Origin of the sequence: Gilliamella sp. B3172 (assembly GCF_026536465.1) — a bacterium.
GTDB lineage: Bacteria > Pseudomonadota > Gammaproteobacteria > Enterobacterales > Orbaceae > Gilliamella.
Genome location: NZ_JAFNOA010000011.1, coordinates 74,716 through 88,610 on the forward strand (window position 1 = coordinate 74,716; position 13,895 = coordinate 88,610).

Below are 13,895 nucleotides of genomic sequence, written 5' to 3' on the forward strand. Positions count from 1 at the left end.
ATTTTTAGATGTTTAATGTAAATATCGCTTATCGGTATAACGTTAAAAATAATTCTTATTTTTATTAATATTTGTGAAATAGCGCATATTTTTTTTTAATAAATAGTCTAAAATACAACCAATTTGGTTTTGAATTTTTAAATATTTAGGAGAAAGAAATGAAAGCAGCTGTAATTAGACAAGAGTGCGATGGTCAAGTTGAGATTAAAGATATTCCGGTTCGTCCTTTAGAAGCGGGTGAAGCTTTAGTTGAGGTTGAATATTGTGGTCTTTGTCATACAGACATCCATGTCGCATCCGGCGATTTTGGTAAAAAACCTGGTCGGGTGATTGGTCATGAAGGTGTAGGGATTGTGACCAAAATAGCGCCAGATGTAAAAAGCTTAAAAGTTGGAGATCGGGTCAGTATCGCTTGGTTCCATGCCGGCTGTGGGACTTGCGAGTATTGTATATCAGGTAATGAAACATTTTGTCGTAGCGCCTTAAATTCAGGATACAGCGTTGACGGTGGAATGGCAGAGCAGTGCATTGTGAAAGCGGATTATGCTGTGAAAGTCCCGGATAATTTAGATCCGGCGCAAGCAACCAGCGTTACTTGTGCTGGTGTGACAACTTATAAAGGCATTAAAGTGGCGGACACCAAACCGGGCCAATGGCTTGCCGTTTTTGGTATTGGTGGGCTTGGTACGCTGGCTATTGAATATGGTAAGAATGTTTTCAATAATAAAGTTGTTGCGATCAGTAATAGTGACAGTCAATTAGAGCTGTGCAAAAAGCTGGGCGCTGATTTAGTTGTCAATCCGAAAAAAGTACCGGATGTGGGTGCTTATATTAAAGAGCATACTGGCGGTGGCGTACATGGTGCCGTTGTAACCTCAGTTACTAAAACTGCATTCAATCAGGCAATTGAGTCTGTGCGTCCGTTAGGGCGTGTGGTGGCGTTAGGCTTGCCTTCAGAAACCATGGACTTAAGTATCCCGAAAACGGTGTTAGACGGTATTCAAGTTTTAGGTTCACTGGTGGGTACACGTGAAGATCTGGCTGAAGCATTCCGATTTAGCGCCGAAGGAAAAGTGGTGCCTATTGTTGAAAAACGCCCATTAGAAGATATCAACGAAATGATTGAAGAGATGAAAGCCGGTAAAATTCGGGGTCGTATGGTTATTGATATGAAGATGAAAAAGCAAAAATAGGGCAATAATCTTTTACTTTCAGCCAAAATAAAACAAAGCTAGCTTATTGCTGGCTTTGTTGCTTTTAAACAATTCAACCTTTATTTTGCTTGCATTGTCACCTTATTTTGTCAAATATCATCAATCTTTCTTGTATTTTATCTATAAAGCCCTATTATAGGCGAATTTTGCTAGTATATTTATCTGTTTAGGGGATAGTTATGTCTGAACACAATTTAGAAAATAAATTGCGCAAAGATCTGGGGTTAGTCTCTGCGTTATCACTGGTTGTCGGTATGGTTTTAGGTGCCGGTGCATTTATGAAACCTCCTGCGGTGTTGGAAGTTGCGGGCGATTATAACCTTGCGCTATTGGCGTGGATCATTGGTGGCGTTTTTTCAATTTGTGGCGGATTAACCCTTTGTGAATTGGGTGTCATGTTTCCGAAAACCGGTGGCATGCTGGTTTACTTAGAAAAAATTTACGGCGATAAAGTTTCCCACCTTTATGGTTGGATGATAACCGTATTATTTGCACCGTCATTAGTGGGGGCATTAGTCGGCTATTTCAGCTCGGTTTTTTGCCTTTTATTCAGTATTAATGATGCCTACCGAATGGCTGTAAGTGCCGGTGTGTTAGGCTTTATTGCTATAATCAATTCAATTGGTGTTAAACAAGCAGGCTATCTGCAAACTATTGCCACCGTTTGCAAACTTATTCCGATATTATTGTTAGCTGTATTTGGTTTACTGAAAGGTAATGGTCAAGTTGCATTATTTAGTGCCAGCGGACAAGGTATCGAAACCTATGCACCGTTTGCGGTGGCGATTTTAGCGACCTTGTTTGCTTATGACGGTTGGGCGCAAGTGGCATCGGTTGCCGGTGAGATTCATAATCCTGCAAAAGTGTTACCTAAGGCGATTATTTTAGGCATTATCTTTTTGGTGGTGGTTTATGCCTGTATCAATATTGCTTTATTTAAAATTTTCCCGGTGCAAGAGATGGTTTCGCTCGGTCATGATGCATCTGCGGTGGCATCGCAACGTATGTTCGGGCATTTAGGTGGAAACTTAGTTGCTGTGGGAATTATGATCTCAATTTTAGGTGGTATTAATGGTTATATTATGACATTATCCCGCACTATTTTTAGTATGGCAGAGCGCGGAACGATCGTCGGTGCGCGTTATTTAAGTACCCTTGATGAAAATAGTCGCTCGCCAATTAATGCTATTATTGTGCTGGTAATCTTCTCTTTCTTATATTCCACCTTGCTCGATGCCGATCGCTTATCGGAAATTTCGATGTTTTCAATATGGGTATTTTATCTATTAACATTTGTCGGAGTGATTATTGCTCGCAAAAAATATCCTGATGTACCAAGAAGTTATAAAGTTATCGGCTATCCAATTATTCCGATTATTGCAATTTTAGGTGCCGGTTATGTGATTTATGGTATGTTGGTTTATCAAACAACAAACGGCATTGCTTCAATTATTTTGACGTTAATTGGCTTACCGTTGTACTACTATTATCACCGAAAAAATAAAGATAAAGATCTTTCACTCGGTGAAATGAAAAACTATCAAGCGAAAACCAAATATATGATTGTTGTCATGTTGATGTGTATTATTGCCGGTTTAGTCTTTTATGGCTGCCTGTTTAGTCATTGATGAACCGCAATAATCTGACAAAACGATGATTAAAAGGCCTGACTCCGGTAGAATATCGAAATCAGGCCTTACAAGCCGCTTAACAAAAGAGTCCAACTTTATGGAGTCACTTCAGTCTGTCGGTTTTTTGTGCCAAATTTTAGAGATAAGATGAAATTAGTGCATACAGATTTTGGTCATAAAAAGTACCATTTAAATATTCTGCTTGCTTAAGTATTCCCTCGTGCTCAAAGCCACAACGTTTAGCTACCCGATTACTTTTATCATTGGCTACTGAACATTTGATAACAAAACGTTTAATCATTTTATTCACAGCGTAATATTCGGTTAATGCCAGCGTTGATTGCGTGATAATCCCTTTACCTTGTGCTTGATTATCAAGCCAATAGCCAATATAAGCCGTTTTGTTTGCTTTATCAATTTGGTTAAAAGCAATGATACCTACCGGCTTATCTTCAAATAGAATAATGTAGGTTTTACTGATATCTTGTTGATGCGTAATTAAACTGTCGCTCAAAAATTTTTCAGTGTCAGAACGATTTTTTACCCGCTTAGGCCAGGCCAAAAATTGGCTAAAATTATCACGATTGGCATCGATGACTGAGTATACCGCTGTTGCATAAATTGTATTTGGCGCTGTTAAATATACATTTTGATTGACATAGATAGTATCGGTGTTTGGGGTTGTCATGATTTATTCCATTAAATGCGTTCGGGCTACCCATAGCGTAACTATATTTGTTTATTGCACTTCGGCTAATTTTAGGGAAAAAATTGCGATAAATGAGCGTTAAAGTCAGTATACTATCACGCTAAGCGGTTATCATCGATTATTCATTACAGTTTAGTCAATAATAAAATGCCAGACATCTTTGTCCGGCATTTTATTGGGTTTAGGGTAATTGACTATTATTGGTTTTCATTCTCATCTGTCTTAGTTTTGACAGTGTAGTTGTAAACGACTAACAAAGCAAAGATAGCAATAATAATCCACATAATGACATCTTTATTAAACCATTTTGCCATATTACCTAAAATAATGCCGACGCCACAAAAATCGACATCAGAAAACGTGGTATTGGCAAAACCAAGTGATCCTAATACCGGTAATAATACCACCGGTAAAAATGTCACTAATAAACCATTGGCAAATGCGCCAAGCATTGCGCCTCGACGCCCACCCATTGCATTACCAAATACGCCAGCAGTTGCACCACAGAAGAAATGTGGAACCACGCCCGGTAAAATGAGCACAGCGTTAAGTTGACCTAGAACAAATAATCCGACTAATCCACCTAAAAAGCTGAATAAAAAGCCAATTAATACGGCATTAGGGGCATAAGGGAAGACGACAGGACAATCTAAAGCTGGTTTTGCATTTGGGACTAACTTTTCAGAAAACCCTGTAAATGCCGGGACAATTTCAGCAAGTATTAAGCGCACACCTTGCAATATAATAAAGACGCCTGCGGCAAACGTAATTGCCTCAATAATGGCATAAACTAAATAATTATCACCATTACTTAGATTGGCTTCAATATAGTCCGAACCGGCAAATACTGCCAAAATAAGGTAGATAATCATCATCGTTAATGAAATTGAAATGGAACTGTCTCGTAGGAAACTTAAGTTTTTCGGTAAGTTCATCTCTTCGGTTGAACGTGACCCTTTTCCTACCGCCATGCCAAGCCAGCCAGCTAAAACATAACCTAATGTACCAAAGTGACCAAATGCGACATCATCATTTCCGGTAATTTTACGCATTTGCGGTTGCGCTAAAGCGGGGAAAAACGCCATAATCAATCCTAACACTAATGCCCCTGTCAAGACTAATTGCCACCCTTTAAACCCTGAAACAGTTAAAATGATACTGATCATACAAGCCATATAAAAAGTATGGTGACCGGTTAGAAAGATGAATTTTAAGCGAGTAAAGCGTGCCACAATAATGTTTGCAATCATGCCAAACGCCATAATTAGGGCTGTTGCTGTACCATACTCATTTAATGCCATAGAAACAATGGCTTCATTATTTGGAACGATCCCTTGTAATTTAAACGCTTGTTCGAACATGATGCCTAATGGCGTAATTGCGCTGATAAGTACCGTTGCACCGCCACCTAAAACCAAAAAACCTAAAATAGTTTTAATCGTTCCTTTAACCGTATCGGCAAATGATTTGCGTTGAGCAAGCAGCCCCACCATAGCAATCAGCCCCACCAATACTGCGGGCACTTTTAAAATATCGACGATAAATTTTATTATTTCTTGAATCATAGCAACACCTCATGATTTGATCATTGCTTAGCGAAATGTTCAACGAGTTTTGCTTCCAAATCGTTGATATCAATAATATTATTTAGTACAACTAATTTATCGGCTGGAATACCGGAGCTGGCGGCAAGATCTTTTGTCATCACAAACAGGTCTGCTTGATCTGGCGTTGCCGAAGCAAGATCTGCATGGGTCACTTCTGCATCAATATTAAGTTTTTTGAGGACTTTTTTGATATTCATTTCAACCATAAAACTACTACCAAGGCCTGAGCCACAAACTGCCATAATTTTCATATTGTTTATCCTTTTACTTATACGTTGGAAATTAATATTGTTTGATAACCGCCAAAATTTCATCACGATTTTGTGCATTGAAAATTTTCTGGATATCGTCAGATTCGCCAAACAGTGCCGCCAATTGAGTTAACATTTCGATATGGCTGGTACTATCGTTAGCGGCTAATAGAGTGATTAAATAGACTGGATCGTTTTCTTCTGAATTAAATTTAACGCCTTGTTTAACCAATAACATCGATAGGCTTAATTGGTTTACGCCTTGTTCTGGCCTTGCATGAGGCATTGCAATTCCGGGTGCCAAAACATAATAAGGTCCTATTGATTTGTGTAGTTCAAAAATAGCCTTAATATAATCTGATGTAATTGTTTTATTCTTTAATAATGGCTCAGCACAAAGTGTTATCGCTTCTTGCCAATCTTCGACTGAATCAACAACATTGACTGTTTCATTAGTTAACCATGTACCTAACATTTTACCTCCATTAAGACCGTTAATCATTTTGATAATCGGTTAGAAAATTATCATATTAAGTAATAATAGAAATCAAAAATTGTCAGAAATGTGATAGCGCTATCAAAGTTAGAAAATTTTTTTTCGATTGTGTGACATAGATAACATTTTTAATGTATTAATTCTAAACTATTCCGCTTTGACATACTAGAATTAGAAAAAAAGTCATAATTTAGCTATAAACTGCTTGATGCATTGTAGATGATTATTGAGTAATCTTCTGTTTTTTACTATCTTTACAGCAAAAATTGTATGCGTAAATGAATATATAAATCAAATTCAATCGGGATGAAAGATGCAGGATACTAAAAAACGTCGAAATACAGGGCAGATTACTTTATTTGATGTTGCTAAATATGCTGGCGTGGGAACAATGACGGTCTCTCGGGCTTTACGCACGCCGGAAAGGGTATCAGATAAGCTTCGACATAAAATTCAATTAGCTGTTGAGACATTGGGCTACAAGCCGAATGTCGCCGCCAGTTTATTAGCATCAGCCAGCGCCAATCGAGTGATTGCCGTTATTACCACTCGAATTTATGATTATTCCGTAAGAATATTGCTTGATTCGCTACAGACACAGTTAGCTAAAGAGGGGTATACCACGCTTATCATTGAATCTTATCATTATCATAAACAAGAGTCCCAATTATTAGAGACGCTTTATAGCCATAATCTTGAAGCTGTCTTGCTGTTTTATGTTGAAAATGATGATCTGATAAAAAAAATTGTTCAAAATAAAACAATCACCGTAATGAATATCGGTAAAAAATATGATGAATCAATCGATGTCGATGTTGGCTATGATGATAGTTTAGCGATGTATAAATTAACAGAGCATGTGATTAATAAAGGGTATCGAAATATTGCCTTACTTTGTGCAAATCAGCAATATCATCTATTTCAACAGCGTTTACATGGTTGGCATAAAGCGATGCTTAATTATCACTTGCCGACTCATCGTATCATTCATGCCGCCAAACCAGCGAACTTTAGTACCGGCGCACAGTTGCTTGCCGATATTTTGTTAAACTGGTCTGAGGTTGATGCGTTAATTTGTACCACCGATGAATTAGCTTGCGGTGTGCTATATGAGTGTCAACGGCGACATATTCGAGTTCCTTATCAATTGGCAGTCAGCGGTTTTGGTGATAATGAGTTTAGTGAAGTCTGCTTTCCGCCGTTAACCACTGTTGCGTTACCGTCTAAACAAATTGGCGAATACACAGCGGCGTTATTGCTAAATAAATTAAAAAATGGGGAGCCAATTAAATCAGAAAGCACGGAGTTTTTACCGATTATAAAATCACGAGCTAGTTTGTAATAAAAAATAATAAAAGAGATAATAAAAAGCCTACTCAATGAGCAGGCTTTTTTTATATAAAGATAAATTATCAGCAATATTTTGATGTCCATATTCAAGACGGATCTATTAAGTAAAAGGAATAACACACATGATTATATTGATTTACATTACGTATTACTTTTTCTCAATTATGCCTATTATGATTTCTTATCGCTTTAGAAAATATACAATAAGTGATTATCACTATAATAAAAAGTTGAAATGGCAAAGGCGCATTATGTTGGTTTTACATTATATTGCTCTGGTTATCCAAATTATAATTGCATGTGAACTTGAACGTATCGTTCCTTATAATCATGATTATCGTCCTCTTTTTGTGTCAGCATGTATATTTCTAATTATTTATAATTTTTTTTCAATATCCTGGTTAGAAAGCCCAAAAGAGTATTTAAAAAAGAAAAAATGGAAATAATAATGAATTTCGTGAAGTAGGCTTTCCGCCATTAACGACTGTCACATTATTTTCAAACAAATTGGAGGATATATGGCGGCTTTAATATTACATAAATTAAATAACAAAACGGATTTGATCGAACCTACATTACTCCAATTAGAGCTGATGATTCAAGCTAGAGTGAAGTTTATCGCTATTTAAGATATATGTTAAATAAAAAAAGAGAATTAATGGGGGTAAATTTTATTATCAAACCCCAGAAATAAAAAAGCCTACTCAATGAGTAGGCTTTTTTATTAAAATTGGTCGGCGAGAGAGGATTCGAACCTCCGACCCACTGGTCCCAAACCAGTTGCGCTACCAAGCTGCGCTACTCGCCGTTAGGATGCGCATAATACTGCGCTAACCTCGATGTGTCAATAGTTACCCCTAAAAATTATGATGATAATTTTTTATTTTGTGAAAGGGGCGGGGGTTTTGCCGATTCTTTGGTAAAACTCAGCAACAAATTCTTCGTAACGTTGATTAGCAACCGCTTCACGAATTTCAGCCATTAAGCGTTGATAATAACGTAAATTATGAATGGTATTGAGCCGTGCCCCTAATATTTCTCCACATTTATCTAAATGATGAAGATACGATTTCGTGTAATTTTTACAGGTGTAACAATCACACTCAGGATCGAGCGGGGTTGTGTCATCTTTATATTTGGCATTACGAATTTTAATGACCCCATTAGTGACAAACAGATGCCCGTTACGTGCATTACGAGTTGGCATCACGCAATCAAACATATCAATACCACGACGAACGCCTTCAACTAAATCTTCGGGCTTGCCTACACCCATTAAATAACGTGGTTTATCAGCAGGTAACTGTGGACAGGTGCCTTCTAAGATACGATGCATATCGGCTTTCGGTTCGCCAACTGCTAATCCACCAACGGCATAGCCGTCAAAACCAATTTCGGTTAATCCTTTAATCGAGATATCACGTAATTCTTGATGTATACCGCCTTGTACTATACCAAATAGGGCATTTTTATTGCCTAATTCATCAAAACGTTGGCGACTACGTTTTGCCCAGCGTAGAGACATTTCCATTGATTTTTTAACATAGTCCCACTCGGCAGGAAACGGCGCACATTCATCAAAAATCATGACGATATCAGAACCAAGATCATATTGAATTTCCATTGAAATTTCAGGCGATAAGAAGATTGAATCACCATTAATTGGGTTGCGGAAATAGACCCCTTCTTCTTTAATTTTGCGAATATCACCAAGGCTAAACACTTGGAATCCGCCCGAATCGGTTAAAATTGGACCATGCCACTGCATAAAATCATGCAAGTCACCATGTTTACGCATAATCTCTTGTCCGGGTCTTAGCCATAAATGGAAAGTATTACCCAGTAGGATTTGTGCGCCGGTTGCAGCAACTTCTTCAGGCGTCATCCCTTTAACGGTGCCATAGGTACCAACAGGCATAAATGCGGGTGTTTCAACAGTATATTCGACGCCACGGCGATCGAACTTCATTCGTCCACGGCGAGCTAAGCCGTCAGTATTATCGAGTTCAAATTTCATTTTTTTGTGTTAACCTCTTGCGACCAAATAAACAGTTTGGCGCTAATTATTGATATAATACGTTATCGTATTATTTTGCGGTGCGTAGTTTATCGTGCTTAGGTTGAATAAACAATATTTGAAAGGAATTAGACACTTTTGAAACCAATAATTTTACTATTTTTATCTTTATTGACGTTTTTTCTGTTTGGGTGCCAAACTGATCAAACTAAATTGCCTAAGATTATTACTGCCGAACAAATTAAGGCATTATCTGAAAATGATATGTTTGCGATAACTACACTCGCGTGTATTGAGATAGATGACCGCGCTATTATAGCGGCAGATAATCACAAGTTAACTAAACGATTAAACGCTGTGGCTAAGACCTTACCGCAAAAAGCCAACAATATTGCATTAAATTACAAGGTTTATATCGACACTCAGCCCAATGCATGGTCAACGGCTAATGGTTGCATCCGGGTGAACAGCGGTTTAATGAAATTGTTAGATGATAACGAGTTGCAGGCTGTTTTGGCGCATGAACAAGCGCATGTTGCCCTTAAGCATACCATTAGTTTAATTCGTCAGGCGCCCTATATTGAGTTTACTCATAAAGCCAATGAGCTGGTCATTCTCACAAAAGAAGAGACGGCTCAACAGCACGAGATCGAAGCGGATAATTATGCTTTACAGCTATTAATAAATGAAAATATAGATCCGCAAGGTTTAGTGAATATGCTTTTAAAGATCCCGTTTCATTCAGTAACCGGATCAACGACTCATCCTTCAAGATCAAAACGGATAAGTAATATTGTCAATAAGTTAAACGCTAAATAAGCTGATAGAAAAGTTATCTAAATAGCCAACGTGTCTTATTCGAATTGAGACTATTGGCTATTTATTTAGTGCTGCGCATTACGATTTATTGTTGCTTGCATGGATGAACATAGCATCGCCATAACTAAAGAAACGGTACTGCTGGTCAACGGCGTGTTGATAGGCGTGCATGGTATTTTGGTATCCGGCAAATGCTGAAACAAGCATAATTAAAGTCGATTCGGGTAGATGAAAGTTAGTAATAAGTGAATCGATGACATTAAACTTATAGCCCGGATAAATAAAGATTTGGGTGTCAGCAAAAAATGGGGCGATTTGACCGGTTTTTAGCGCTGCGCTTTCTAAGGCTCGAACAGATGTTGTACCGACTGCAATCACTTTATTGCCTCTTGCTTTACAAGCCAATACCGCATTAACAACCGATTCAGGCACTTCGGCATACTCTGAATGCATAACATGAGTTTCAATATTTTCAACTCTTACCGGTTGGAAGGTGCCGGCACCGACATGTAAAGTGACAAATTGCATCTCTACGCCTTTTTGCTTTAACTTTTCAAGCAATGGCTCATCAAAGTGCAGTCCAGCGGTTGGTGCTGCAACGGCTCCGGGCACTTTGTTGTAAACCGTTTGATAAACTGTGCGATCTTGTTCTTCATCAGGACGATCAATATACGGCGGTAATGGAATATGTCCAATTTTGTTTAAAATTGATAGAACATCATCAGGAAATTGCAATTCAAATAGAGCATCATGTCTTGCAAGCATGGTGACGCTGACAGATTCATCTTCCCCTAGGATTAATTGTGCTCCCGCTTTAGGCGATTTTGATGCTTTAACATGGGCGAGCGCACGGTTATCATCTAAAATTCTTTCTATCAATATTTCGATTTTTCCGCCAGATGCCTTTTTGCCATATATGCGTGCAGGAATCACTTTTGTGTTATTAAAAATAAGTAAATCACCGGCATTAATCATATCCGTGATATCCGTAAATACCTTATCTTCAATTTGACCAGTATAACTATCAAGCGATAAAAGGCGACACGCACTTCTGGTTGTTGCAGGGTGCTTGGCAATCAGCTCTTTGGGCAGGGTGAAATCAAAATCGGATAGTTGCATTGTCGGTACCTCAAAAAAAGAGGCATTAGTCTAAATCTCAAATTGTGACTATTCAAGTAATTATTTGTTGATTATTATGACAATTACGTTAAAATTCTGCAAATCTAACTTAAAGTTAGACAAATGTAATTTACAACAATATAAGGATAAGGTTATGAAAACACATCAAAAAACATTGCTTGTAGCACTTCCTTTAGTAGCAGCAATGTCACTAGTTGGCTGTAAGTCTATGAGTGCTGACAGTATCGCTAGTCTCGGCATGAAAGGTTTAAGCGCAGCAACACTTAGTGATGATGATGTCAGAACATTGAGCCAAAAAGGTTGCGCCCAAATGGATGCGAAAGCTAAAATCGCACCAGCTAAAAGCGCTTATACCAAACGTTTAAATAAAATTGTTAAAGCACTAGGTAACAACGTAAACGGTACGCCAATCAACTATAAAGTTTATATCACTAAAGATGTAAATGCATGGGCAATGGCTAACGGTTGTGTGCGTGTATACAGTGGTTTAATGGATAAAATGACTGATAACGAAATTCAAGGCGTATTAGGTCACGAATTAGGTCACGTTGCTTTAGGTCATAGTAAAAAAGCATTACAAGTTGCTTATGCAACAGAAATTGCTCTTGAAGCAGCATCATCTTCAGGAAATTCAACTGTAGCAGCAATCTCTCAATCAGAAATTGGTGCTTTAGCTGCAGCTGTAGTTAATTCACAATTCTCACAAAAACAAGAGAAAGATGCTGATAATTTTTCATTTGATTATTTAACTGAAAGAAAAATTAACCCAATTGGTCTAGCAACTGCGTTTGAAAAATTAGGTGGTGGTAACGCTTCGATTTTAAGTACCCATCCGTCTAATCAAGATCGTATTGATAACATCCGTAATAGAATTGCTAAATCGAAAAAATAATTCTTTTTTAGGAATGTATAAAAGCGCCATATTTGGCGCTTTTTTGTAAAGAAGATACAGATATCGTTTTATAAATTATAATTTAGTCAAGTAAATATCCCCAGCATTAGGCGGGGGGAACTCATAGCAACCTTTTTATTGTTTATAGCGAGATAAAAAGTTACCAAAGCGGTTAATGGCATCTTCAAGATCACCGGTATGTGGCAGTGCAACAATTCTTACATGATCGGGTTTGTGCCAATTAAAGCCACTGCCTTGCACTAACAATACTTTTTCTTGTAATAAAAAGTCTAATACTAATTTTTGGTCATTGTGAATATTAAACTTTTGTTGATCCAGCTTTGGAAACAGGTATAACGCGCCTTGTGGTCTGGTGCATGAAACGCCCGGAATCTCATTTAACAACCGCCAAGCTAACATACATTGATCATATAAACGGCCACCCGGCACGATAAATTCATTTATACTTTGATACCCACCCAGTGCACCTTGAATAGCATGCTGTAATGGCACATTGGCGCATAAACGCATCGAGGCGAGCATATTTAACCCTTCAATATAGCCTTTTACATGCTGTTTAGGTCCACAAAGTGCCATCCAACCTTGTCTGAAGCCTGCTACTCGATAGGTTTTTGATAAGCCGCTCATGGTAACAACAAATAAGTCAGGAGCAAGGGCCGCAATCGAATGATGAACGGCATCATCGTATAAAATCTTATCGTAAATCTCGTCTGCAAAAATAAGCAAATTATGTTGGCGAGCAATTTCGGCAATCTCAAGTAACACTTCTTTGCTATAAACTGCGCCGGTTGGATTATTAGGATTAATGATCACAATCCCTTTGGTTTTGGGGGTGATTTTTCGTTTTATATCCTCTAAATCCGGTGACCAGTTGGCCTCTTCGTCACATAAATAGTGAACGGCATTGCCACCGGATAAACTAATTGCCGCTGTCCATAATGGGTAATCAGGCATAGGCACTAAAACTTCATCTCCGCTATTAAGTAGTGCTTGCATTGATTGCACAATCAGTTCCGACACACCATTGCCGATATAGATATCTTCAATATCTAAATTGGTAATTCCTCTGGCTTGATAGTGTTGCATAATGGCTTTACGCGCTGAGTAAAGCCCTTTTGAATCGCAATATCCTTGCGCAGAAGGTAAATTACGAATGACATCAACCAATAATTCATCAGGGGCGGCAAAACCAAAAGGGGCGGGATTTCCAATATTGAGTTTAAGGATAGTTTGACCTTCTTCTTCAAGTCGTTTTGCATGATCTAAGATAGGTCCACGAATGTCGTAACAGACATGATCCAATTTATTGGATTTTTGGAAATTTATCATAACTTCGCCCTTTCAGTTTATTCTAATGATATTTTTATTTTTGTTGAAAAAAACAATCTACTCCTATTTCGATAATTTTTGAAGATGTTATTATAACCAACTCGATAAATATCTTTTAATTGTGTGAATTTTGTGCGGAGTATGTGATGAAAACGATTTTAACTGTCATTGGAAAAGACCAAACCGGAATAATTGCGGGAATTAGTCAAAAACTGTTTGAATTAGATATCAATATCTTAGATGTGAGCCAAACGATTATGGATGAATATTTTACCATGATTATGTTGCTTGATTTATCCAAAATAAAAGTCTCGTTTGATGAAGTTAAAACTTCGTTAACGCAAACAGGCGACAGACTCAAGGTAAAAGTAAATATTCAGCGAGAAGAGATTTTCGATGCTATGCATCGTTTGTAATTT

At 37.8% G+C, this 13,895-nt stretch carries 13 protein-coding genes and 1 tRNA gene; 6 read left to right on the plus strand and 8 right to left on the minus strand.

Translation table 11 applies throughout. The features are described from left to right. The first annotated feature begins 158 nt into the window (after positions 1–158). A complete protein-coding gene (gene adhP, locus J3U37_RS11405) occupies positions 159–1,193 on the plus strand; it encodes an alcohol dehydrogenase AdhP (protein WP_220218820.1) in 1,035 nt (344 codons plus the stop codon). 200 nt (positions 1,194–1,393) lie between these two features. Further along, the gene (locus J3U37_RS11410) at positions 1,394–2,842 is read left to right on the plus strand and encodes an APC family permease (RefSeq protein WP_220218821.1); all 1,449 of its coding nucleotides are present in this window, start codon (positions 1,394–1,396) and stop codon (positions 2,840–2,842) included. A gap of 139 nt (positions 2,843–2,981) precedes the next feature. On the opposite strand, the gene rimL is transcribed toward J3U37_RS11410, so the two are convergent. The 4 genes from rimL to J3U37_RS11430 all read right to left on the minus strand — a co-directional run bounded on the left by rimL (position 2,982) and on the right by J3U37_RS11430 (position 5,887). Continuing rightward, positions 2,982–3,533 carry a 50S ribosomal protein L7/L12-serine acetyltransferase gene (gene rimL, locus J3U37_RS11415; protein ID WP_267374992.1) on the minus strand — a complete coding sequence of 184 codons (552 nt, stop codon included), beginning with the start codon at positions 3,531–3,533 and terminating at the stop codon, positions 2,982–2,984. 218 nt (positions 3,534–3,751) lie between these two features. Then, a complete protein-coding gene (locus J3U37_RS11420) occupies positions 3,752–5,119 on the minus strand; it encodes a PTS ascorbate transporter subunit IIC (protein ID WP_267374994.1) in 1,368 nt (455 codons plus the stop codon). Positions 5,120–5,139: 20 nt separating this feature from the next. After that, positions 5,140–5,412, minus strand: coding sequence for a PTS sugar transporter subunit IIB (locus J3U37_RS11425; protein WP_220218824.1), 273 nt, complete (start codon positions 5,410–5,412; stop codon positions 5,140–5,142). Positions 5,413–5,443: 31 nt separating this feature from the next. Then, positions 5,444–5,887, minus strand: coding sequence for a PTS sugar transporter subunit IIA (locus J3U37_RS11430; RefSeq protein ID WP_267329296.1), 444 nt, complete (start codon positions 5,885–5,887; stop codon positions 5,444–5,446). 334 nt (positions 5,888–6,221) lie between these two features. On the opposite strand from J3U37_RS11430, the gene J3U37_RS11435 reads away from it, so the two are divergent. After that, positions 6,222–7,250 (plus strand): LacI family DNA-binding transcriptional regulator, encoded by a 1,029-nt coding sequence (locus J3U37_RS11435; protein ID WP_267329295.1) that lies wholly within the window; start codon positions 6,222–6,224, stop codon positions 7,248–7,250. 739 nt (positions 7,251–7,989) lie between these two features. Here the strand turns inward: J3U37_RS11435 and J3U37_RS11440 are convergent. Both J3U37_RS11440 and tgt read right to left on the minus strand, forming a co-directional pair. Continuing rightward, positions 7,990–8,066, minus strand: a tRNA-Pro gene (locus tag J3U37_RS11440). Between the two features lie 72 nt (positions 8,067–8,138). After that, positions 8,139–9,275 (minus strand): tRNA guanosine(34) transglycosylase Tgt, encoded by a 1,137-nt coding sequence (tgt, locus tag J3U37_RS11445; RefSeq protein WP_267335663.1) that lies wholly within the window; start codon positions 9,273–9,275, stop codon positions 8,139–8,141. A 138-nt stretch (positions 9,276–9,413) separates the two neighbouring features. On the opposite strand from tgt, the gene J3U37_RS11450 reads away from it, so the two are divergent. Then, a complete protein-coding gene (locus tag J3U37_RS11450; RefSeq protein ID WP_267374996.1) occupies positions 9,414–10,094 on the plus strand; it encodes a M48 family metalloprotease in 681 nt (226 codons plus the stop codon). A 78-nt stretch (positions 10,095–10,172) separates the two neighbouring features. Here the strand turns inward: J3U37_RS11450 and queA are convergent, their stop codons facing one another. Beyond that, complete coding sequence (gene queA, locus J3U37_RS11455) at positions 10,173–11,213, minus strand: tRNA preQ1(34) S-adenosylmethionine ribosyltransferase-isomerase QueA (protein WP_220218830.1); 1,041 nt, start codon at positions 11,211–11,213, stop codon at positions 10,173–10,175. A gap of 154 nt (positions 11,214–11,367) precedes the next feature. Here queA and J3U37_RS11460 point away from each other — a divergent pair, with 154 nt between their 5' ends. After that, entirely contained in the window at positions 11,368–12,126 is a 759-nt protein-coding gene (locus tag J3U37_RS11460; RefSeq protein ID WP_267328984.1) for a M48 family metallopeptidase, read from the plus strand. Between the two features lie 135 nt (positions 12,127–12,261). Here the strand turns inward: J3U37_RS11460 and J3U37_RS11465 are convergent, their stop codons facing one another. Beyond that, complete coding sequence (locus tag J3U37_RS11465; protein WP_220218832.1) at positions 12,262–13,476, minus strand: pyridoxal phosphate-dependent aminotransferase; 1,215 nt, start codon at positions 13,474–13,476, stop codon at positions 12,262–12,264. 146 nt (positions 13,477–13,622) lie between these two features. Here J3U37_RS11465 and J3U37_RS11470 point away from each other — a divergent pair, with 146 nt between their 5' ends. Next, positions 13,623–13,892: an ACT domain-containing protein gene (locus tag J3U37_RS11470; protein WP_065562050.1), complete on the plus strand. Its 270-nt coding sequence runs from the start codon at positions 13,623–13,625 to the stop codon at positions 13,890–13,892. The last annotated feature ends 3 nt before the right edge of the window (positions 13,893–13,895 follow it).